Origin of the sequence: Stenotrophomonas sp. T8, from assembly GCF_051853085.1 — a bacterium.
Classification (GTDB): Bacteria; Pseudomonadota; Gammaproteobacteria; order Xanthomonadales; family Xanthomonadaceae; genus Stenotrophomonas; species Stenotrophomonas sepilia.
In genome coordinates this window covers 4,330,447-4,352,278 of the sequence record NZ_CP195329.1, presented here as the reverse complement: position 1 = coordinate 4,352,278, position 21,832 = coordinate 4,330,447, and the positions used below count along the sequence as shown (strand labels likewise).

General features: G+C 66.7%; 18 protein-coding genes, 1 pseudogene and 1 riboswitch. Of the genes and pseudogenes, 7 read left to right on the top strand and 12 right to left on the bottom strand.

The features are described from left to right. Nucleotides 1-29: 29 nt before the first annotated feature. The 5 genes from mmsB to ACSDHM_RS20025 are packed head-to-tail and all read right to left on the bottom strand — an operon-like array spanning nucleotide 30 to nucleotide 5,569. Entirely contained in the window at nucleotides 30-920 is an 891-nt protein-coding gene (mmsB, locus tag ACSDHM_RS20045; protein WP_005420650.1) for a 3-hydroxyisobutyrate dehydrogenase, read from the bottom strand. Next, on the bottom strand, nucleotides 917-2,092 hold the full coding sequence (locus ACSDHM_RS20040; protein WP_072168737.1) for an enoyl-CoA hydratase/isomerase family protein: 1,176 nt from the start codon (nucleotides 2,090-2,092) through the stop codon (nucleotides 917-919). Before ACSDHM_RS20040 ends, mmsB begins: the two co-directional genes overlap by 4 nt. Next, nucleotides 2,089-2,886, bottom strand: coding sequence for an enoyl-CoA hydratase (locus ACSDHM_RS20035; RefSeq protein ID WP_072168738.1), 798 nt, complete (start codon nucleotides 2,884-2,886; stop codon nucleotides 2,089-2,091). Before ACSDHM_RS20035 ends, ACSDHM_RS20040 begins: the two co-directional genes overlap by 4 nt. Then, nucleotides 2,883-4,049 carry an acyl-CoA dehydrogenase family protein gene (locus tag ACSDHM_RS20030; RefSeq protein WP_088497263.1) on the bottom strand — a complete coding sequence of 389 codons (1,167 nt, stop codon included), beginning with the start codon at nucleotides 4,047-4,049 and terminating at the stop codon, nucleotides 2,883-2,885. The genes ACSDHM_RS20035 and ACSDHM_RS20030 overlap by 4 nt, the downstream gene beginning before the upstream one ends. Nucleotides 4,050-4,063: 14 nt before the next feature. Further along, nucleotides 4,064-5,569, bottom strand: a complete 1,506-nt coding sequence (locus tag ACSDHM_RS20025) for a CoA-acylating methylmalonate-semialdehyde dehydrogenase (protein WP_005420657.1) — start codon at nucleotides 5,567-5,569, stop codon at nucleotides 4,064-4,066. Between the two features lie 115 nt (nucleotides 5,570-5,684). Here ACSDHM_RS20025 and ACSDHM_RS20020 point away from each other — a divergent pair, with 115 nt between their 5' ends. Then, on the top strand, nucleotides 5,685-7,052 hold the full coding sequence (locus ACSDHM_RS20020) for a helix-turn-helix domain-containing protein (protein WP_111201887.1): 1,368 nt from the start codon (nucleotides 5,685-5,687) through the stop codon (nucleotides 7,050-7,052). Nucleotides 7,053-7,211: 159 nt separating this feature from the next. Here ACSDHM_RS20020 and ACSDHM_RS20015 read toward each other — a convergent pair. Next, a protein-coding gene (locus tag ACSDHM_RS20015) for an IS3 family transposase (RefSeq protein ID WP_439426307.1) occupies nucleotides 7,212-8,563 on the bottom strand; the annotation gives its coding sequence in 2 pieces (ribosomal slippage) (nucleotides 7,212-8,116 and nucleotides 8,116-8,563; 1,353 coding nt in all). 275 nt (nucleotides 8,564-8,838) lie between these two features. Then, the gene (locus ACSDHM_RS20010) at nucleotides 8,839-10,686 is read right to left on the bottom strand and encodes a patatin-like phospholipase family protein (protein ID WP_065178417.1); all 1,848 of its coding nucleotides are present in this window, start codon (nucleotides 10,684-10,686) and stop codon (nucleotides 8,839-8,841) included. Between the two features lie 239 nt (nucleotides 10,687-10,925). Between ACSDHM_RS20010 and ACSDHM_RS20005 the strand changes: the two genes are divergently transcribed. The 4 genes from ACSDHM_RS20005 to pncA all read left to right on the top strand — a co-directional run bounded on the left by ACSDHM_RS20005 (nucleotide 10,926) and on the right by pncA (nucleotide 15,250). Continuing rightward, nucleotides 10,926-11,975, top strand: a complete 1,050-nt coding sequence (locus ACSDHM_RS20005; RefSeq protein WP_065178416.1) for a bifunctional nicotinamide-nucleotide adenylyltransferase/Nudix hydroxylase — start codon at nucleotides 10,926-10,928, stop codon at nucleotides 11,973-11,975. Nucleotides 11,976-12,040: 65 nt separating this feature from the next. Continuing rightward, nucleotides 12,041-13,450, top strand: coding sequence for a nicotinate phosphoribosyltransferase (locus ACSDHM_RS20000; RefSeq protein WP_072167305.1), 1,410 nt, complete (start codon nucleotides 12,041-12,043; stop codon nucleotides 13,448-13,450). Nucleotides 13,451-13,543: 93 nt separating this feature from the next. Next, a riboswitch (cobalamin riboswitch) is annotated at nucleotides 13,544-13,757 on the top strand. 139 nt (nucleotides 13,758-13,896) lie between these two features. After that, nucleotides 13,897-14,568 carry an epoxyqueuosine reductase QueH gene (locus ACSDHM_RS19995; protein WP_088496980.1) on the top strand — a complete coding sequence of 224 codons (672 nt, stop codon included), beginning with the start codon at nucleotides 13,897-13,899 and terminating at the stop codon, nucleotides 14,566-14,568. 55 nt (nucleotides 14,569-14,623) lie between these two features. Further along, nucleotides 14,624-15,250: a bifunctional nicotinamidase/pyrazinamidase gene (gene pncA, locus ACSDHM_RS19990; RefSeq protein WP_072167306.1), complete on the top strand. Its 627-nt coding sequence runs from the start codon at nucleotides 14,624-14,626 to the stop codon at nucleotides 15,248-15,250. 287 nt (nucleotides 15,251-15,537) lie between these two features. Here the strand turns inward: pncA and purU are convergent, their stop codons facing one another. Then, nucleotides 15,538-16,389: a formyltetrahydrofolate deformylase gene (gene purU, locus ACSDHM_RS19985; protein ID WP_439426990.1), complete on the bottom strand. Its 852-nt coding sequence runs from the start codon at nucleotides 16,387-16,389 to the stop codon at nucleotides 15,538-15,540. Between the two features lie 114 nt (nucleotides 16,390-16,503). On the opposite strand from purU, the gene ACSDHM_RS19980 reads away from it, so the two are divergent. Beyond that, complete coding sequence (locus ACSDHM_RS19980) at nucleotides 16,504-17,415, top strand: LysR family transcriptional regulator (RefSeq protein WP_252744936.1); 912 nt, start codon at nucleotides 16,504-16,506, stop codon at nucleotides 17,413-17,415. A 3-nt stretch (nucleotides 17,416-17,418) separates the two neighbouring features. Here the strand turns inward: ACSDHM_RS19980 and ACSDHM_RS19975 are convergent, their stop codons facing one another. The 3 genes from ACSDHM_RS19975 to ACSDHM_RS19965 all read right to left on the bottom strand — a co-directional run bounded on the left by ACSDHM_RS19975 (nucleotide 17,419) and on the right by ACSDHM_RS19965 (nucleotide 19,930). Then, nucleotides 17,419-18,519 (bottom strand): NADH:flavin oxidoreductase/NADH oxidase, encoded by a 1,101-nt coding sequence (locus ACSDHM_RS19975; RefSeq protein WP_072167307.1) that lies wholly within the window; start codon nucleotides 18,517-18,519, stop codon nucleotides 17,419-17,421. A gap of 159 nt (nucleotides 18,520-18,678) precedes the next feature. Then, the gene (locus ACSDHM_RS19970; protein WP_151355051.1) at nucleotides 18,679-19,485 is read right to left on the bottom strand and encodes an NAD-dependent protein deacetylase; all 807 of its coding nucleotides are present in this window, start codon (nucleotides 19,483-19,485) and stop codon (nucleotides 18,679-18,681) included. A gap of 43 nt (nucleotides 19,486-19,528) precedes the next feature. Next, nucleotides 19,529-19,930: an acyl-CoA thioesterase gene (locus ACSDHM_RS19965; RefSeq protein WP_021203756.1), complete on the bottom strand. Its 402-nt coding sequence runs from the start codon at nucleotides 19,928-19,930 to the stop codon at nucleotides 19,529-19,531. A gap of 90 nt (nucleotides 19,931-20,020) precedes the next feature. Between ACSDHM_RS19965 and ACSDHM_RS19960 the strand changes: the two are divergent. Then, nucleotides 20,021-20,553: pseudogene (locus ACSDHM_RS19960) on the top strand (LysE family translocator). A gap of 139 nt (nucleotides 20,554-20,692) precedes the next feature. Here ACSDHM_RS19960 and ACSDHM_RS19955 read toward each other — a convergent pair. Continuing rightward, complete coding sequence (locus ACSDHM_RS19955; protein ID WP_005420683.1) at nucleotides 20,693-21,712, bottom strand: ribonucleotide-diphosphate reductase subunit beta; 1,020 nt, start codon at nucleotides 21,710-21,712, stop codon at nucleotides 20,693-20,695. Nucleotides 21,713-21,832: the final 120 nt, after the last annotated feature.

Below are 21,832 nucleotides of genomic sequence, written 5' to 3'. Positions count from 1 at the left end.
TAAGGTGGAATGCGCGGACCAGCGACCGGTTACCGGTCGCTGGTGATGAGCTGCACGACGCTGGAGAAATCCAGCTTGCCGCGGCCGGCCTGGTGGTTCATCGAGTACAGGTTGCGGGCCACTTCGCCCAGCGGGATCGAGGCGCCGACACTCATCGCCGCTTCCACCGCCAGGCCCATGTCCTTCAGCATCAGATCGCTGCCGAAACCGCCGCTGTAGCCGCGCGAGGCCGGCGCATTTTCCAGCACGCCCGGCCACGGGTTGCACACTTCGGTGGCCCAGCTGCGGCCGGTGCTGACCGCCATCATCTGCGACAGCACCTTCGGGTCCAGCCCGTGCGCAACACCCAGCGCGATGGCTTCACCGGTCACCGCCATGATCACGCCCAGCGCCATGTTGTTGCACAGCTTGGCGACCTGGCCGGCACCGCTGGCGCCGACATGGAAGATGTTCTTGCCCATCGCCTGCAGCACCGGGCGAGCGCGTTCCAGCGCGTCCTCTTCGCCACCGACGATGAAGGTCAGGGTACCGGCCTGGGCGCCCGCGGTACCGCCGGAGACCGGCGCGTCGATCATCTGCAGGCCACGCGCGGCGGCCGCTTCGGAAACCTTGCGGGCACTGGCCGGTGCGATCGTGCTGCAGTCGATGACCAGTGCACCCGCTGGGATGGCGGCGAGGATGCCGTCATCGCCCAGGTACACGCCTTCGACGTGGCGGCTGGCCGGCAGCATCGAGATCACGACTTCCGCATCGGCCAGGGTGTCGCGTGCCGACGACGCCGCGCTGGCACCGGCATCGACGGCGGCCTGCACCGCAGCCGGGACCAGATCGAACACGCGCACGGTGTGGCCGTTCTTGACCAGATTGGCGGCCATCGGGCCACCCATGTTGCCCAACCCGATGAATGCAATGCGGCTCATGCAAGGCTCCTTTCAACAAGGGGAGTGCCCAGGTCGGCCAGCGGATGCGCGGCAGCGGCCCAGGGGGAAGCAAAGAAGGTGTCGGCCCACGCGCCGGTGGCCTCGGCCAGGGTGGCCGGGTTCCACTGCGGATTGCGGTCCTTGTCGATCAGCAGTGCGCGGATGCCTTCGGCGAAATCGCCGTGGGCGGCGCAGTGCAGCGCGGTGATGTACTCCAGCCGGTAGACGCTGGCCAGGTCCTGGCCGGCGCTGCGGCGCTGCAGCTCGAACGCCAGACGTGCCGAGCCGGGCGCGCCGGCGGCAAGCGTCTTCTGTGCCGCCTGCAGCCAGGCATCGTCGGTCTGCAGCGCGCTGATGCGTTTGATGATCGCGGGCAGGTCATCGCCTTCGCACAACGCATCGACCTGCGCCGCGTTGGCCAGCAGCGGACCGGTCGCAGCATCACTGGCATGCGACTGCAGCAGATGGGTCAGGCGTTCGTGGTTGTGTGCGGAATCACTGGACCAGGCCACCTGCAGCAGCGCATCGAACACAGCGCTGCGGCGTTCTTCAGCCACGTGCACATCGGCCAGGCCGGCATAGATGGCATCGCCCGGATTGAGCAACGCGCCGGTCAGGGCCAGGAACAGGCCGCCCTTGCCCGGCACGCGCGGCAGCAGCCAGCTGCCACCGACATCCGGGAACAGGCCAACGGTGATTTCCGGGAAGGCCAGCTTGGAGCGCTCGCTGACCACGCGGTGGCTGGCGCCGGACATCAGGCCGATACCGCCGCCCATCACGATGCCGTGGCCCCAGCACAGGATCGGCTTGGTATAGGTGTGGATGAGGTAATCGACGCGGTACTCGACGTCGAAGAACTCGGCGGCGTAGTCGTTCTCGCGGATGTCGCTGCGGCCGGCCTCACGGAAGGCGACCATGGCCTTGTACAGGCTGTGCAGGTCGCCGCCAGCGCAGAATGCCTTTTCGCCAGCACCCTGCAGCACCACCATGGCGATGCCGTCGTCGTCGGCCCAGGCGTTCAACTGCTCCAGCAGCAGGTGTGCCATCGGCAGCGAGAAGCCATTGAGCGTGCGCGGCGCGTTGAGCGTGGCGATGCCGATGCGCATGCCGTTACCGGCCACGCGCTCCTCGAACAGCACCGGTGCGTCGTCGGCAGCGGTGTCGGTGCTCATGCGTTCTTCCACTGCGCGGCGCGCTTTTCCAGGAAGGCAGTCACGCCCTCGACCTGGTCGGCGGTGTCGAACAGGTCGACGAAGGCTTCGCGCTCGGCCACCAGCGCCGAGGCGTGGGTGCCGGTGCGGGTGGCCTGTACCAGCGTCTTGCAGGCGGCGATGCTGGTCGGGCTCTGCTTGCCGGCCTTTTTCGCCCATTCCAGCGCCAGTGCCTTGGCTTCGCCCTTGCCGACCTTTTCTTCGGCCAGGCCGATGCGCAGCGCGGTCTCGGCGTTGATGCGCTCACCCAGCAGGATCATGCGCTTGGCCCAGCCCTCGCCGACCAGGCGCGGCAGGTTCTGGGTGCCACCAGCGCACGGCAGCAGGCCGACGGTGGCCTCCGGCAGCGCCACCTGGGCGTGCTCTTCGATGATGCGCAGGTCGCAGGCCAGTGCGCATTCCAGGCCTCCGCCCATCGCGTAGCCGTTGATCGCGGCGATCGACACGCCACGGAAACCGGACAGCGCCTCGAACGCTTCGCCGAAACGGCGCGCGGCTTCGCGCGCTGCGGCCTTGTCGCCGGAAGCAAACTGGTTGAGGTCGGCACCGGCGGAGAAGAACTTCTCGCCGTCACCGGTGATCACCAGCGCGTAGATGTCGCGGTCTGCGTTGAGCGCGCCGACCAGGTCGCGCAGCGCCGACAGGCTGTGCACGGTCCAGGTGTGCGCCGGCGGGTTGTTCAGGGTGACCACGGCGGTATGGCCGTCGGCCTCGACCTTCAGGCCCACGTGCTCCTGGGTACGCCAATCCTTCATCGCAGTTCCTCTTCGGTGTTGAGCAGGTGACGGGCAACGATCACCCGCATGATCTCGTTGGTGCCTTCCAGGATCTGGTGCACGCGGCAGTCACGCAGCAGGCGCTCGATCGGGTACTCGCGGATGTAGCCGTAGCCACCGTGGATCTGCAGCGCCTCGTTGCAGACGCTGAAACCGGCATCGGTGGCGAAACGCTTTGCCATCGCGCACCACACATTGGCATCGCTGGCACCGGCATCGAGCTTGCGTGCGGCGGTGTGCACCATCTGCCGCGCGGCCACCAGCTGGGTGACCATGTCGGCCAGCTTGAACTGCAGCGCCTGGAACTCGGCCAGCGCCTTGCCGAACTGGCGGCGCTCGCCCATGTAGCGGCGCGCGGCATCCAGCGCGCCCTGCGCGGCACCCAGCGAGCAGGCAGCAATGTTGATGCGACCACCATCCAGCCCCTTCATCGCCAACTTGAAGCCGCCGCCTTCCTCTCCCAGAAGGTGGCTGACCGGCACGCGGACGTTTTCGAAGGTGATGCCACGGGTGGGCTGGCTGTTCCAGCCCATCTTCTCTTCCTTGCGGCCGAAGCTGATGCCCGGCAGGTCCGACGGCACTGCAATGGCGCTGACGCCGCCGGCACCGGCACCGCCGGTACGTGCCATCACCACCAGCAGTTCGGTGGCACCGGCGCCGGAGATGAAGGCCTTCGAGCCGTTCAGCACGTAATGATCGCCGTCGCGCACGGCGGTGGTTTTCAGCGAGGCCGCATCGGAACCGGCACCCGGTTCGGTCAGGCAGTACGAGGCCAGCCTGTTGCCCGAGGACAGGTCAGTGCACCACGCATCGCGCAGTGCTGGCTGGCCCCACGTGGACACCATCCACGAGGCCATGTTGTGGATGCTGATGTAGGCCGCAGTCGACGGATCGATGTTGGCGAGCTCCTCGATGACGACGGCGGCGTCCAGCCGGCTCAGGCCGCTGCCGCCCACGTCCGGGTCCATGTACAGACCGCAGAAGCCCAGTTCACCGGCCTTGGCGATCGCCTCGCGCGGAAAGATGCCCTCCGCATCCCATCGCGCGGCGTGCGGCGCCAGTTCGGCCTGTGCGAAGTCGCGCGCCGCCTCGCGGTACGCCTGCTGCGCTTCTTCCAGTTCCGTCGTCATCGAGTGGCTCATGGCTGCTCCTGCCGTTACTTCAGGCTGATCGTGGTGTTGACGCCGTGGCTCAGCGTCTCGTCATCGAACCAGCGCGCGGTGACCGTCTTGGTCTGGGTGTAGAACAGCACCACCTGCTTGCCATACGGGCCCAGGTCACCCAGCTTGGAGGCGCGCGAACCGGTGAACGAGAACAGCGGCACCGGCACCGGGATCGGCACGTTGATGCCGACCTGGCCGACGTCGATGTCTTCCTGGAACTTGCGCGCGGCCGCGCCGGACTGGGTGAACAGTGCGGTGCCGTTGCCGTTCGGGTTGCTGTTGACCATCGCGATGGCGTCTTCCAGCGTTTCTGCTTCGAGGATGACCAGCACCGGCCCGAAGATTTCTTCCTGGTAGATGCGCATGTCGGTGGTGACACCGGCAAAGATGGTCGGGCCGACGAAGTTGCCCTTCTCGAAGCCATCGACCTGCGGGTTGCGGCCGTCGAGTACCAGCTTGGCGCCCTGCTCCACGCCCGAGGCGATCAGGCCTTCCACGCGCTCGCGGGCGCTGCAGGAAATGACCGGGCCGACGTCGGTGCCGGACACGGTGCCGGCGCTGACCTTCAACGTCTTGGCCTTTTCGACCAGGTCCTGCACCCAGTTGCGCGCCTCACCGACGAGCACCAGGGTGGAGGCGGCCATGCAGCGCTGGCCCGCGGCACCAAAGGCGGCACCGACCATCGCGTTGAGGGTCTGTTCCTTGTTGGCGTCCGGCAGCACCACGGCGTGGTTCTTGGCACCCATCATGCACTGCACGCGCTTGCCGGCCAGCGAGGCGCGGTTGTAGACGTGGGTGCCGACGCGGGTAGAACCGACGAACGACACGGCCTTGATGTCCGGGTGGTCGCAGATCGCGTTGACCACTTCCTCGCCGCCGTGGACGACGTTCAGCACGCCCTTCGGAATGCCGGCTTCCAGGGCAAGCTCGACCAGGCGCATGGTGACCATCGGGTCCTGCTCGGACGGCTTGAGGATGAAGGTGTTGCCCGTCGCAATCGCCATCGGGAACATCCACAGCGGGATCATCGCCGGGAAGTTGAACGGGGTGATGCCAGCGCACACGCCCAGCGGCTGCATGATCGTGTAGGTGTCCACGCCATTGGCCACGTTGTTGGCCAGCTCGCCCAGCTGCAGGTTGCCGATGGCGGCGGCGTGCTCGACCACTTCCAGGCCGCGGAACACATCGCCTTCGGCGTCGGGCAGAGTCTTGCCCTGTTCGGCGGTGAGGATGTGGGCCAGCTCGCTCATGTTCTCGCGGATCAGCTGCTGGTACTTCAGGAAGATGCGCGCGCGGGTGCCGATCGGGGTCTTGCGCCAGGTCTTGAAAGCTTCCTTGGCGGCGGCGACGGCGGCGTCCACTTCGCCGGTGGTGGCGAAGGGCACCTTGGCCAGCACGTCCTGGGTGGCCGGATTGATCACGTCCTGCCAGTGGGAGGTGGCCGATTCAACGAACTGGCCATCGATCAGCATGCGGATACGGGGCGCTGCAACAGTCATGACGACAATCCCACAGGGTGCGAAAGATGCTTGGCATTATTCACAGCATCCACCTCGATTTCCGGGCTGAATCCGCTTAATCTGGCCAACACGCCCCACGATTCCTGTTAATTCTGTGAATCCCTCAGCTCCCCAGCGGCAACTCGGCCTGCGCCTGCTGCGGCTGCGCGAACAGCGCGGCTACAGCCAGGTTGACCTGGCGCGGGCACTGGGGTTGTCGGCCAGCTACCTGAACCAGATCGAGCGCAACAAGCGTCCACTGACCCCGGCCGTGCAGAAGAAGCTGGGCCAGGTGCTCGGGGATGTTTCGGCGCTGTTCGACGAAGATGAGCCCGCCGCGCTGCAGGAAGCGCTGGGCGAGACCCTGCGCGACCTGGGCCTGGCCGAAGTCAGCGCCACCGAACTGCGCACCCTGGCGGGCAACCTGCCGCAGGTCAGCCGTGCGCTGCTGGACCTGCACCGCCGCCACCTGGCACTGCGCGAGCATGCCGCCGCGCTGGAATTCCAGCTGGGCGAGCCCGGCGCCGGCAGCACCCTGCCGGCCGGCGACCAGGTGCGCGAGTTCTTCAACCGCATGCACAACCATATTCCCGAGCTGGACGAACTGGCCGAGCGCCTGTTCGCCGAGTGGGGGCTATCGCCCGGGCATGTGGCGCCGCGCTTGCGCCAGCTGCTGGCCGACCGCCACGGCGTGCTGGTGGAAGTGGCCGCACTGCAGGCCGGGCGCGAGAAGCGCCATTACGATGCCGGCACGCGCCGGTTGTGGCTGCCGGACTACCTGGAGCCAGGCCAGCAGGCGTTCCAGATGGCCGCCGAACTGGCCCTGCACGGCTACCTGCCGCAGATCGACGCGGTGGTGGCGCGTGCGGGCTTCACCGATGACGCGCGCATCGCGCAGGCGCGGGTGGGTCTTTCGAACTACTTCGCCGGCGCGCTGGTCATGCCCTACATGCGCTTCCTGCGTGCGGCCGAGGCCAGCAGCTACGACATCGAACTGCTGGCGCACCAGTTCGGCGTCGGCTTCGAGGCGGTCTGCCACCGGCTGAGCACGCTGGCACGGCGCAGTGCGCCCGGCCTGCCGTTCTTCTTCATCCGCGTGGACCGCGCGGGCAACGTATCCAAGCGCCATTCGGCCACCGACTTCCACTTCTCGCAGGTGGGCGGCTCGTGCCCGCTATGGATCGTCTACGAGGCGTTCAACCAGCCAGGCCGCATCCTTACCCAGACCGCGCGCATGCCCGATGGCCGCCGTCATTTCTGGCTGGCGCGGCAGGTCAGCAGTGGCCCGGTGGGCCATGGCCAGCCCCGCAAGACCTTCGCGGTGGCGCTGGGCTGCGATCTGCAGCATGCCGAGCGGCTGGTGTATTCACTGGGGCTGGATGTGCAGAGCCCGGGCAATTCGGTATCGATCGGGCCGGGTTGCCGGGTGTGCCCGCGCGAGGACTGCATGCAGCGCGCGTTCGCGCAGTTGCCGGGGAGGTAGGGTTGGTTCGGCAGGGCTGCGCCCTGCACCTGCCGAAGCCGAAGCCGAAGCCGAAGCAACAGCAAAAGCTGGCATTCCGTGGGATTGCGGGGCGGTGTCGGATTGCGGGGACGCCGTGAACCCGTCCATGAAGTGACCCCCGAGACTTGGACGGTGGGGTCAGGCGGCTGCTTGGGCCTGTTCCCGGTACTTTACCGGGCTTAGCCCCTTCAATTTCAATCTGATTCGCTCTTGGTTGTAGTACTTGATGTACTCCACCAGCCCGGCCTCCAGGCTTTCGATGCTGTCAAAGCTGTTCAGGTAGAAGAACTCCGACTTCAGCGTCCCGAAGAAGCTTTCCATTGCCGCATTGTCCAAGCAGTTGCCACGTCGGGACATGCTTTGCTTCAACGAGTGCTTTTCCAGCATGTGCCGGTAGTTCTCATGCTGGTACTGCCAGCCCTGGTCGGAGTGGATCATTGGCCGCTCATCCGGCGAAAGCTTCTTGATGGCCTCCTCCAGCATCTGACCTACCAGATCGAACACAGGCTGGCGCTTGATCTGATAAGCCACGATTTCACCGTTGTAGAGGTCCATGATCGGCGACAGGTACAGCTTCATGCCTTGCACCTTGAACTCGGTGACGTCAGTCACCCACTTCTGGTTGGGCCGCTCGGCATGGAACTGGCGATTGAGGTCATTGCCAACCACAACATTGGCGGCCCCTTTGAAGGACCGGTAGCGCTTCACGCGTACCCGTGATTTCAGGCCCATCTCCCCCATCAGGCGCTGTACCCGCTTGTGATTGGACCGATGGCCCTGATTGGCCAGTTCCAGCGTCACCGTGCGATACCCATAGCGCCCTTGGCTTTGATCGTAGATTGCCCGGATGCGCTCGCACAGGGCTGCCTCATCCTGATCCGGATGGGCCAGGACATGGTTCTGGTAATAGAACGTACTGCGTGACAGCTCTGCCGCTTCGAGCAGAAGCGACAGCGTATGAACCTGCCTCAATCCTTGGATGGCTTGCGCTTTGCGTCCTGCGCCGCCTGCTCTTCCCGGATCAAGGCATCGAGTTTTTTTAGGTAGTCGGTCTCCGCACGCAGATAGGCAACTTCCTTGAGCAGCTCATCGCGGCTCATTTCCTCAGGTGGCTTGGACGAACGGGTCTTTTTCATCGGCTTTCGGGGCGGCGGCGGAGGTGGTGCCAGCGCTTGGGCACCGCCTTGAGCATACAGGCGACGCCACCGACCCACCGCGCCGGCATCGCCAATTTGAAAGTAAGTGGTGGCCTCCCGCCCGGACATGCCGTCCTGGCCCATCTTCTTCAGGACAGCCAGCTTGAATGCGAGGTCATAGGACTGGGCCTGGCGGCGAAACCCGCGCCAACCATGCAGCCGATAGGTCGCCACCCAGCGCCTGACCGTGGAGAACTCCAGGCCGTAGCGACGAGCAACGGCTTTGACCGATGTGGAGGTCTTGCAGGCCTCTTTGGCGACCTGCAGTTTGAAACGCGCGTCGTATCTGTTCATGTATCCCTCGGGGTTGGATCTGATGTCCAACTCCCGGGGGTCACTTCACCCTGGGGGCTTGGCCGCGGCATCCATGCCGCGGACACCCCGCAATCCGACACCACCCCGCCTTCGACAGTTTCCTTCCATCTGTCGGAACGACGTATTGCTCTGGTAGGTGTCGACCTTGGTCGACGCGGTAGATCCACGCCATGCGTGGATGCTCTTCGATGAATGTTCGAAATATTCGATTTCGATGGACGTTCATCCACGCATGGCGTGGATCTACTACCGGGTCAGTAGATCGGCGTGACCTTCATCTGCGGCAGCGGGCGCGGTGCGCCGTCGGTCAGGTCCGGGCCAAGGTCTTCCCACGTGCGGCCCTGCTCGACCATCTGCGCCCACAGCTGCTGCGAGCCGCGACGTTTGTCTTCCGAGCCGAGCTTGTACGACGGCGGTGCCGGCTCGCCACGGGCAACCATCGAGTACGCCGCGCGATAGGCCAGCACCTGCTGCGCCGGGTCGTCGGTACGCGCCACTTCCAGCGTGTAGCGCTGATAGGCCGAGGCCAGGTTGCGCCAGCGGATCCAGTAGTGGTTCCCGAACGAGAACGAACAGAAGCGCGCGCCCGCCAGGCTGCCCTTGTCGGCGATGCGGGTCAGCACCTCCTGCGGCATGTCCAGGTTCATGCCGCCTTCGTCGCCCTGCAGGCTGACGTGCACGATACGGTCGCGGTAACCCGGCGCGCGTGCCTGCAGCAGGTCACGCCAGTTCTGCATGGTCGCCACGACTGCGAACAGGAAGCGCCCCAGCTCGGCTGCGGCGAGCGGCGTGGCAATGGACTGGTAATGCCGTTGCCAACCGTGGCGGTTTTCGGTGGGCAGGAACACGGCACGTTCCAGCGCCTGTCGGCCATCACTGCCACGGCCCACGTCCTCGGCATGCTGCGGGTAGACCAGGTTGATGGCGAAGGTCGGCCAGCGCGGTAGCGCGGCATCAAACAGATGGATCGGGAAGTTGCTGCTGATGCCACCATCGGAGAACCAGCAGATGCGGAACGCGGTAATCACCGGGCCGCAGGTCTGCCCGGCGCTGGTCAGCCCTTCCATGCTGTCGGCCACGTTGTGTTCCTGATCGGCGGCAGGTGCAGTGGGTTCGCAGCGGCGTTCGCGGCGCGAGGGCTCATGCAGCGGCACCGCGCTGATCAGCAACGGGAAGCTCAGGCTCATGCGCGTGGCCACCAGCACCGGCAGCTTCGGACCCTGCGGCAGGTGGTAGTACCGGCGCCCTTCCACCTCCAGCGGCGGGCCGGCCTGCGTCACCAGCCACTGCACCACGCTGGCGGGGAACAACTGCTCGAACTCCTCGCGCAGGAACCAGAACTGCGCGCCGCCCAGCGGCAGTGTGCGTGGTTCGTTGTGCGATACGCAGGTGGTGATCATCTGCAGGCTGATCGCATGCGGGCTGTCCGGCTCGCCGGCATAGCGCGGCGCGTCATGCAGGTCGGCAAAGGTCAGCGGTGCATCCAGCGGCTTGCCGGACAACTGCTGCAGGCATTCATGCAGCCACTCGGTCAATGCCGGTTTACGTGCATCGCGACCGAGGCCACTGCACAGGCCCAGCAGGTTGCGCCGGGCCACGCGCGCCACGCGCAGCGCGGCTCCGGCCACGCCTGCACCGTAGGCGCAGAGCAGCGACGGCAGCAGCGTCGCGGCCACGCCGCTCCAACCGCCGCCCCACCCGCCCAGACCGAGCAGCAGCGCCAGCGACACCAGCACTTCCAGCGGCGCGATCTCGAATACCGCCACCGCCAGGCACAGCAGTTTGTGCGGCAAGCTGGCATTGCCGGTCAGCACCACCAGCAGCCGATAGGCCGCACGCGCGCCCCGCGCCGGTTGGAACAGGCTGTAGATGAACCCCCGCCGCGACAACTGCGCCGACACCGCCGACAGCCCGCCATAACCGGCATCACCGGGCAGGTGCTCGCCGGCCTGCTGGCGCCGATCACCGTATGCCGCCGCAGCCGCCACCGCCGCAGCGATGGCGCCGGCAGAGGTGCCGCCGATGCTCTTGAACCGATACTCGCGTGCCAGCGCCAGTACCGCGTTGGGGTACACGATGCCGCTGGTGATGCCGCCTTTCATGACCAGATCGCAGTACTTGTCCGCCACCGTCTTGCCCCCGAGCCTACCGTCCGCCGCGTGGATGCCAGTATGGCGCAGCGGCTTCTCAGGGCCTGAGAACACCACCGCAGTCCGGGCAGGAATCTGCGGCGTTCAGCAGATGGCAGGCCTGCAGGCTTGACCGGCTCCACCATCGGCGTAGCATCTGCAGCAAGCCAAGGGACAGACCCGCGGCTGCCACAACGACATGAGGGATTCTCATGGAATTCGACTATCTCGTCTTCATCGGGCGATTCGAGCCCTTCCACAACGGCCACGCCGCCGTTGCCCGCCTGGCCCTGAGCCGGGCCCGCAAGCTGATCTTCCTGGTCGGCTCTGCCGATACCCCCCGCAGCCTCCGCAATCCCTGGACCGTGGCCGAACGCGCCGTGATGATCCAGGCCGCCCTCGATGGCCACACCGACCGCCTGCTGATCCGCCCGCTGCGTGACCACCTGTACAACGAAGCACAGTGGATCGCCAATGTGCAGCGCCAGGTGGCCGACGCCCTGCGCAACGACGGTGCCGCCGCCGATGCAAAGGTGGGCCTGATCGGCATGGACAAGGATGCCTCCAGCTACTACCTGCGGGAGTTCCCGCAATGGCCGCTGGTGGACGTGCAGCACACCGCCACCCTGTCGGCCACCGAGCTGCGGCGCTACCTGTTCGAAGCCGGCGACGTCGACTTCCACGGCGCGCTGCTGATGCTGCGTGGCAATGTGCCGGCGCCGGTGTACGACATGCTCGAAGCGTTCCGCAAAAGCGCGCCTGCGTATGCCCAGCTGGTGGCCGAGTACCGCTTCATCGAACAGTACAAGGCCGCCTGGAAGGATGCGCCCTACGCGCCCACCTTCGTCACCACCGATGCGGTGGTGGTGCATTCGGGCCACGTGCTGCTGGTACGGCGCCGTTCGGAGCCCGGCAAGGGCCTGTGGGCGCTGCCCGGCGGTTTCGTTGGCCAGGAGCAGAGCCTGCTGGACAGTTGCCTGCGCGAACTGCGCGAGGAAACCCGCCTTAAGATTCCGCTGCCGGTGCTGAAGGGTTCGCTGAAGGGCCAGCAGGTATTCGACCACCCCGACCGCAGCCAGCGCGGCCGCACCATCACCCACGGTTTCCACTTCGAATTCCCGGCCGGTGACCTGCCGCCGGTGCGCGGTGGCGACGACGCCGACAAGGCGCGCTGGATACCGGTGAGTGAGGCGTTGGACATGGGCCCGCAATTGTTCGAAGACCACCTGCACATCCTGGAGTATTTCCTCGGCCGCGGCTGACCTGCCCGGTTCTCCCCACCGGCGGATAGACCGCTGGTGTCACTCGACGCGAAGGAGCTTCCGTCATGCACTACCTCGATAACCTTCTCCTCAACACCGACAGCTACAAGGCCAGCCATTGGCTGCAGTACCCGCCGGGTACCGATGCCACGTTCTTCTACGTGGAATCACGTGGCGGCCTGCACGATCGCACGGTGTTCTTCGGCCTGCAGGCGATCCTCAAGGACGCCCTGGCACGACCGGTCACCCACGCTGACATCGACGACGCTGCTGCGGTATTCGCCGCCCATGGCGAGCCGTTCAACGAAGCCGGCTGGCGCGATATCGTCGATCGGCTCGGCGGCCACCTGCCGGTGCGCATCCGTGCCGTGCCCGAGGGCAGCGTGGTACCCACCCACCAGGCACTGATGACCGTCGAGTCGACCGACCCGGCTGCATTCTGGGTGCCGTCGTACCTGGAAACGCTGCTGCTGCGCGTGTGGTACCCGGTCACCGTGGCCACCATCAGCTGGCATGCACGGCAGACCATTGCTGCGTTCCTGCAGCAGACCAGCGACGATCCGCAGGGGCAGCTGCCGTTCAAGCTGCACGACTTCGGCGCCCGCGGTGTATCGAGCCTGGAATCGGCCGCGCTGGGCGGTGCCGCACACCTGGTCAACTTCCTCGGCACCGACACTGTATCGGCCCTGTGCCTGGCCCGCGCGCACTATCACGCGCCAATGGCCGGTTATTCGATTCCTGCCGCCGAGCACAGCACCATCACCAGCTGGGGCCGCGAGCGCGAAGTGGACGCCTACCGCAACATGCTGCGCCAGTTCGGCAAGCCGGGCGCGATCGTGGCAGTGGTGTCGGACAGCTATGACATCTACCGCGCGATCAGTGAGCACTGGGGCACGACGCTGCGTGATGAAGTGATCGCTTCGGGCGCCACCCTGGTCATCCGCCCCGACTCGGGTGACCCGGTGGACGTGGTGGCCGAAAGCCTGCGCCGGCTGGATGAAGCGTTCGGCCACACCCTCAACGGCAAGGGCTACCGCGTACTCAACCACGTGCGGGTGATCCAGGGCGATGGCATCAACCCGGATACGATCCGCGCCATCCTGCAGCGCATCACCGGCGACGGCTATTCGGCCGACAACGTGGCCTTCGGCATGGGCGGCGCGCTGTTGCAGCGGCTGGACCGCGACACCCAGAAGTTCGCGCTGAAGTGCTCGGCAGCACGGGTCGAGGGTGCGTGGATCGACGTCTACAAGGATCCGGTCACCGATGCCGGCAAGACCAGCAAGCGTGGCCGCATGCGCCTGCTGCGGCGCCTGGATGACGGCAGCCTGCACACGGTGGCGTTGCCTCCCAGCGGTGACGAGGCGCTGCCGACCGGCTTCGAGGATGCAATGGTGACCGTGTGGGAGAACGGGCGCCTGCTGCACGACCAGCGGCTGGACGACATCCGGGCCCGGGCCGCAGCGGGGCGCTGAAGGCATTTGCGGGGGGCAGGGCCCGTTGCGGGGCAACGGGGATCCGACCCCGGGCCTTGACCCCTGCAGCCAACAGGTCCACCTTGCACACGCCGAAGGTATCCCTGCCGTGGCTGGATGGCGGCAGGGAGTTAAACGGGAATCCGGTGAAGGCGCTTCGTGCGCCCATTCCGGAGCTGCCCCGCAGCGGTGAATGGAAACGAATCCTGCCAACAGCACTGGGCTCGCGCCTGGGAAGCGGCAGGGAGTAGGTGGGCTGCGGCCCGTGTCCATCAGCCCGAATACCGGCCACGGCCGGGGGACACGACCGTCCCCTGATTCGACCTGGACTCTCCGCGGGGAGGGTGCCGGGGCCATCACCAGCCTGCATGTGCAGGCGGCGTGGCCGCGCGCGTCCTGTTCACGGTAACCGGCCAGACCGCTCCCACGCCCTGACGCACGCCACGATGACCGAGTTCCAACGCCCCACCCTGACCCTGCCCGCCGATGGCAAACGCCTGCTGCTGCATTCGTGCTGCGCGCCGTGCTCGGGCGAAGTGATGGAGGCGATCACCGCTTCCGGGATCGACTACGCGATCTTCTTCTACAACCCCAACATCCACCCGGTGAAGGAGTACGAGCTGCGCAAGCAGGAGAACATCCGCTTCGCCGAGCAGCACGGCATTCCATTCATCGACTGCGACTACGACACCGACAACTGGTTCAGCCGTGCGCGTGGCATGGAGAACGAGCCCGAGCGCGGCATCCGCTGCACGATGTGCTTCGACATGCGTTTCGAACGCACCGCGCTGTACGCGCACGAGCACGGCTACGACACCATCAGTTCGTCGCTGGGCATCTCGCGCTGGAAGAACATGGCGCAGATCAACGACTGCGGCATCCGTGCGGCGTCGCGCTATGAAGGCCTGCAGTACTGGGACTACAACTGGCGCAAGGGCGGCGGTGCCAGCCGCATGATCGAGATCAGCAAGCGCGAGCAGTTCTACCAGCAGGAGTACTGCGGCTGCGTGTACTCGCTGCGCGATGCCAACCGCCACCGCCGCGAGAACGGGCGCGAACGGATCAAGATCGGCCTGCTGTACTACGGGCAGGACGCTGAGACGCCGCAGAGCGATTGACGTGCAGGCATGGGGCGGCCACGCTGGTCGCCCCTTCTGTTGTACCGGAACTGCCATGACCGCCCTGCCCGCCGATGTCGCCCTGCTGGTGATCGACCTGCAGCCGGACTTCATGCCCGGCGGTGCGCTGGCCTGCGACCAGGGCGATGCGCTGGTAACACCGATTGGCGATCTGTTGGCACAGCGTCGCTACCGCACCGTGGTGGCGACTCAGGACTGGCACCCGGCCGACCACGCCTCGTTCGCCAGCCAGCACCCCGGCAAGCGACCGTTCGAAACCATCCTGCTGCACGCGCAGCCGCAGACCCTGTGGCCGGACCACTGCGTGCAGGGCAGCGCGGGTGCCGACCTGCACCCGGGCGTGGACTGGACCGTGGCCGACCTGATCCTGCGCAAGGGCACCCGCCCACAGGTGGACTCGTACAGCGCCTTCCGCGAGAACCACGGCCCCGATGGCGAGCGCCCGGCCACCGGCCTGGCCGGCTGGCTGCATGAGCGCCGCATCCGCGAGGTGCACGTGTGCGGTCTGGCCCGCGACTACTGCGTGCTGTGGAGCGCGCAGGACGCGGTGAAATCCGGCTTCCGGGTGAAGTTCCTGTGGGACCTGACCCGGCCGGTGACCGAGGCCAACGACGCGATGGTGCGCGAAGCGCTGGGCAAGGCAGGGATCGCGATCGCCTGAGGCGTGACCGCCGGGCATGGCCCGGCGCTACCGCGCACGTCGCTTATGCCGCTTGCGCGCTCCTGCCCACAACAACACAATCGATTCATCCAGCCCCCTAACTACGCCCCCCTACAGATCGCGGGACGGCCGAACCGGGGGCTTTTCATTGGATGAAATCAGGATTCGGTAGTGCCGGCCGCTGGCCGGCAACCTCGGGATCTCTGCAGTTGCCGGCCAGCGGCCGGCACTACCGGATAGCACCCGTGGTAGCGCCGGGCCATGCCCGGCGGACGCGGGATGGGCGATTACCGGAACACCACCGTGCGGTGCCCATTGAGCAGGATGCGGTGCTCCACATGGCGGCGAACCGCGCGTGCCAGCACCAGCGATTCGGTGTCGCTGCCCAGCCGCACCAGCTCGCGCGGCGCCATGGCGTGGTCGACGCGGGCCACGTCCTGTTCGATGATCGGGCCTTCGTCCAGATCCTCGGTGACGTAGTGCGCGGTGGCACCGATGATCTTGACCCCGCGCGCGTGCGCCTGGTGATAGGGCTGCGCGCCCTTGAAGCTGGGCAGGAAGCTGTGGTGGATGTTGATCGCACGGCCGGCCAGCGCACGGCACAGCGTGGGTGACAGGATCTGCATGTAGCGCGCCAGCACCACCAGGTCGATGCGCTCACGCTCGACCAGGTCGATGATCTGCTGCTCCTGCACCGCACGCGTATCGGCGGTCACTGGCAGGTGGTGGAACGGTACCTGGTAGGACGCGGCCAATGGCGCGAAGTCGGCGTGGTTGGACGCCACTGCCGCGATGTCGACCTTCAGCTGGCCGCTGTGGGCGCGGAACAGCAGGTCGTTGAGGCAATGCCCCTGCTTGCTGACCAGCACCAGCAGGCGTGCCCGGCGGCGGCCGTCATGCAGCTGCCAGTCCATGCCGAAGCCTTCGGCAAGTTTGGCCATCGCGGCATGCACGGTCTCCAGCGGCAGGCCGGCGTCGCGGTCGAAATGCACGCGCAGGAAGAAGCGGCCGCTCACCTCGTCACCGAACTGCTGGGCGTCGAGGATGTTGCAGCCGTGGTCGAACAACAGGCCGGACACACGGTAGACGATGCCGGTACGGTCGGGGCAGGACAGGGTGAGGATGGAGTCGGGGCGCATCGCCACAGTGTAGGGCAGCAGGGTGTCGATCGGAGCGATGGTCACCGATGCAAGCGAAGGGCTTGGTTCTGTCCCAAGCGATACTTGGCCGATCCCGTGGCAAGCTGGCCGGTCATGAACCTGTTGCAATTGATCCGCAGCTTCACCCGCACCGCAGAGACCGGCAGCATTGCCGCTGCGGCCCGCATCCTTGGCATCAGCGCCACCGCAGTCGGCCAGAACATCCACCGGCTGGAGGCGCATCTGGGCGTAAGGCTGCTGAACCGGAGTACGCGCCAACTCGCCCTCAGCGAGGCCGGCGCGCTGTACCTGGCGCAGGTGCGCCATATCGAGGGCGACCTGGCGCGCGCGCAGGCGAGGGTCACTGCCGGTGATATCGAACCGGCCGGGCCCCTGCGCATCGCCAGCAGCAGCGCCTTCGGCCGCCACGTGCTGGCACCGCTGCTGCCGTCACTGCAGCAGCGCTACCCGCAACTGCAGCTGGAGCTGCGCCTGACCGACCGCGCCGTGCAGCATGGTCCAGAGGCGGTGGATGCCAGCATCCGCATCGGCGCGCAGCTGGAAGACGGCGTCGTCGCACGGCAGCTGGCGCGCGTGCCGTTCGTGTTCTGTGCCGCGCCAGCCTACCTGCAGGCCCATGGCACGCCGCAGGAACCCGCCGAACTGGGTCGCCATCGCGGGCTGCTGCACCGCTTCCCCACCGATGGCCGACCGCTGCGCTGGGGTCTGCTGAAGGACGGCCAGCGCGTGGACGCCACGCTGCCACCGAGCATGGTCTGCGATGACATCGATGCGCTGGCGACGCTGGCGGCGACCGGTGCCGGCATCACCCGGCTCGCCGCATTCGTGGCCGAGCCGTACCTGCGCGATGGCCGCCTGCAGGCGGTGTTCGGCGCCGACACCGCGTGGCGCCCGGAACCGATGGAGGTCTACTTCTGCGTCAGCGACCGCCGCGATTTCACCGCCAAGATCCGCGCGCTGTTCGAGCACCTGCAGGCCGGCATGGCGCCGGCCTGGCGGGTGTGAACCTCAGCGCGCCTTGAACACGCCACGCGCCTCGCGCGGCTCGCAGCGCAGGTACTGCGGCGCCGGTTCCACGCTGTCGCGCAATGCGGCAGCAGCGTGCCACGGCCAGCGCGGGTCGTAGAGGATGCCGCGTGCCAGCGCTACCGCATCGGCGTGGCGATGGCGCAGGATCGATTCGGCCTGCTCCGGTTCGGTGATCATGCCCACCGCGATCACCGGCATGCGTACCTTGGCCTTGATCGCCGCGGCGAACGGCACCTGGTAGCCGGGACCGACGGTGATCTTCTGGCGCTCGTCCAGGCCACCGCTGGAAACGTGCAGGAAGTTGCAGCCGCGCGCATCCAGCACCTGGGCCAGCGCTTCGCTCTGCACCAGATCCCAGCCACCCTCGACCCAGTCGCTGGCGGAAATGCGCACGCCCACGGCGATCCTGTCCGATACCGCCGCACGCACCGCGTCGAACACTTCCACGAGCAGGCGCAGGCGGTTCGGCAGCGAGCCGCCATAGCCATCGGTGCGGCGGTTGCTCAGCGGCGACAGGAACTGGTGCAGCAGGTAGCCGTGCGCGGCATGCAGCTCGATCAGCTCGAAGCCCAGGCGCTCGGCGCGCACCGCACTGGCGGCGAAGGCGGCGATCACCTCGGCGATGCCGGCCTCGTCCAGTTCCTGCGGTGCCGGATCGGCGGCATGGAACGGCAGCGGCGACGGCGCCACCGTGGCCCAGCCACGCGCATCATCGGCCGGCAGCTGGCCGCCGCCGTCCCACGGGCGCTTCACCGAGGCCTTGCGACCGGCGTGGCCGAGCTGGATGCCCAATGGCATCGGCGACCAGCGGCGGACGCTGGCCAGCACCTGTGCCAGCGCGGCCTCGGTGCCATCGTCCCACAGGCCCAGGTCGGCCCAGCTGATGCGGCCGCGCGGTTCGACGGCGGTGGCTTCCAGGATCAGCAGGCCGGCACCGGACTGCGCCAGGTTGCCCAGGTGCATGGCGTGCCAGTCGCTGGCGCGGCCGTCCTCGGCGGAGTACTGGCACATCGGCGCGATGACGATGCGGTTGGACAGGGTCAGGGGGCCGAACGAAATCGGCGAGAACAGCTGGCTCAAGACGGTGATGAACGACGTAGGGGGTGCGTATTGCACCGCTGCGCGGCTCGCGGATCAACCATCTGGATGGATCGCTGTTTCGCGTGACCTGCAGCAGCCGAGCGTGCGCCCGGCTCTACAGAAGCCCTCGCCCCTTGTAGAGCCGAGCCCGTGCTCGGCTCAGCGCGCAGCCCACGTGGCCAGCGCTTCAGCGCAGTCCCGCTCATCCTTGAACAACAGCAGGTCGTCGGCTCGGGTGCGGCCTCGGTTCAGCGCCGCTACCGGCAACCCTGCCTTCGCGGCCGCCTGCACGAAGCGGAAGCCGGAATAGACCATCAGCGACGAGCCCACCACCAGCACGGCGTCGGCCTGCTGCAGGTGATCGTGCACCGCCGCCACCCGTTCACGCGGCACGTTCTCGCCGAAGAACACCACATCCGGCTTCAGCAGGCCGCCGCAGTACGGACAATCGGGCACCACGAACGTGGAGAAATCGGTCTCCAGATCGGCATCGCCATCGGGCGCGATACCGGCCTCCAGCACATCCCAGCCCGGATTGGCCTCCAGCAGCCGCTGCTGGAAATCCTCGCGGCCACTGCGGCGCTCACAGCTCATGCAGCGCACCCGGTCCAGGCGGCCATGCAGGTCGATCACCTTGTGGCTGCCGGCGCGCTGGTGCAGGCCGTCCACGTTCTGGGTCAGCAGCAGCTGCAGCTTGCCGCTGTTTTCCAGTGCGGCCAGGGCCTGGTGGGTACCGTTGGGCCGGGCCAGGCCGAAGCGCGGCCAGCCCAGCAGGCTGCGCGCCCAGTAGCGCTGGCGGGTACCCGCTTCGCCCATGAACGCCTGGTAGGTCACCGGCGGCGTGCGTTTCCACTGGCCGTCGGTATCGCGATAGTCGGGAATGCCCGAGGCGGTGCTGCAACCGGCACCGGTCAGCACGAACAGGCGCTGGGCGCGGTCGATGAAGTCGGTCAGCGGCGAGGTCATGGCTGCCAGATGGGGGCGCCGCAGCGCCCGTGCAAGCGCCGGCTCAGGCGGCCGGCAGCGGCGGCACCGCGATCGGGTGGCCGTCCTCGTCCAGCGCGATCATCACGAAGTGGCCGCGGGTACACAGCTTGCGCTCGCCGCTGTGCAGGTCCTCGGCGACCAGTTCCACCTCGACCTTCATCGAGCTGCGCCCGACTTCGACGATGCGGCCGATGGTTTCCACCATCTGGCCGATGCGGATCGGCAGCTTGAAGTCGACCTGGTCGCTGCGCGCGGTCACCACGGTGCGTCGCGAATAGCGGGCGGCGGCCAGGAAGGCGGCCTTGTCCATCCACGCCAATGCCTGGCCACCGAACAGGGTGCCGAGGTGGTTGGTGTGGTTGGGGAAGACGATTTCGGCCATGCGCACTTCAGTGGGCGGCACAGTCTCGGGGATCGGGGTCATGGGGGTGCTTCGGTGTGGGGTCCGTCAATTTTAAGCCAGGCCCCGTGCAGGCGGCGCTACACTGCGCCACGCCCACTGCCAGGACCGCCCATGCCCGCACTTTCCGACCTGCTGGCCTTCGCGCTGGTTTCGCTGGCCATGGTGCTCACGCCCGGGCCGAACATGATCTACGTCATCTCGCGCTCGATCTGCCAAGGGCCGCTCGCCGGGCTGATCTCGTCGGTGGCGCGCTGTACCTGCTCTACCTGGCGTGGCAGGCGCTGAAGCCCGGCGGCCGTTCGCCGTTCGCGGTGCGCGAGCTGCCGCAGGACAGCCCGCGCAGACTGTTCACGATGGGCTTGCTGACCAATCTGCTGAACCCGAAAGTGGCGGTGATGTACCTGTCGCTGCTGCCGCAGTTCCTGCATCCGGACAGCGAAGGCAGTGTGCTGATGCAGTCGATTGTGTTGGGCTGCACCCAGATCCTGGTCAGCGTCAGCGTGAACGGCCTGATCGCGCTGACCGCCGGCAGCATCGCCGGCTTCCTGGCCGCGCGCCCCACCTGGCAGAGGGTGCAGCGCTGGCTGATGGGTACGGTGCTGGCCGGGCTGGCGGTGCGCATGGCGGTGGAAGGACGGCGCTAGCGCTTTGTAGAGTGGAGCCATGCTCGACTTTCTTGCGAACAGCAGTCGAGCACGGCTCGACTCTACAAAAGCCAGGCGCGCAACAAAAAACCCCGGCATTGGCCGGGGTTTTTCGTTGCGAAAGGCCTGACCGGTTCGATCAGAAGTTCATGTCGAAGGCGACTTCGCCCTGCACGCCGACCTGGTAGGCCGAGACGCGGCGTTCGAAGAAGTTGGTCAGTTCCTGCACGTCCTGCAGTTCCATGAACGGCAGCGGGTTGCGCACGTTGTACTTCTTTTCCATGCCCAGTTTGGCGAAGTGCTGATCGGCACAATGCTGCAGGTACTGGCGCATGTCACGGGTCGAGATGCCGGCCACGCCGCCGGACAGCACGTCCTCGGCGAACTGCACTTCGCATTCGATGGCTTCGGCCAACATGTCGTAGACCTGCTGCTTCATCTCGTCGTCGAACAGGTCCGGCTCTTCCTCACGCACCACGCGCACCGACTCGAAGGCGAACTCCATGTGCGCGCTTTCGTCGCGGAACACCCAGTTGGTGCCCGAAGCCAGGCCCGGCAGCAGGCCGCGCGAACGGAAGTAGTACACGTAGGCGAACGCAGCGAAGAAGAACAGGCCTTCGATGCAGGCGGCGAAGCAGATCTGGTTGAGCAGGAACTGGCGACGCTGTTCGCGGGTCTCGATGCGGGTCAGGTCCTGGATCGAGTCGATCCACTTGAAGCAGAAATCGGCCTTCTTCTTGATCGAGTCGATGTTCTCCACCGCCGAGAACGCCTTGGCGCGCTCTTCCGGATCCGGCAGGTAGTTGTCGAGCAGGGTCAGGTAGAACTGCACGTGCAGTGCTTCTTCATACAGCTGGCGCGACAGGTACATGCGCGCTTCCGGCGCATTCAAGTGCTGGTACAGGTTCAGCACCAGGTTGTTGGACACGATCGAATCGCCGGTGGCGAAGAACGCGACCAGGCGGTGGATCAGGTGGCGCTCACCCGGCGACATCTTGCTGTGCAGGTCGGTGATGTCGATCTGGAAATTGATCTCTTCCACCGTCCAGGTGTTCTTGATCGCATTCCGGTACATGTCATAGAACTGCGGGTAGCGCATCGGGCGCAGGGTCAGTTCAAAACCGGGATCGAGCAGCATCTGCTTGGGCTTGTCGGCCATGGGTGTTTCCTTGAATTCTCGGGTCAAAACGCCGGGCATGGCCCGGCGCTACCTTGGTGTTTCCGTGCTGCAGCCGAGCATGGCTCGGCTCTACAGGTGCGAGGTGTTCGAGTGCCGACC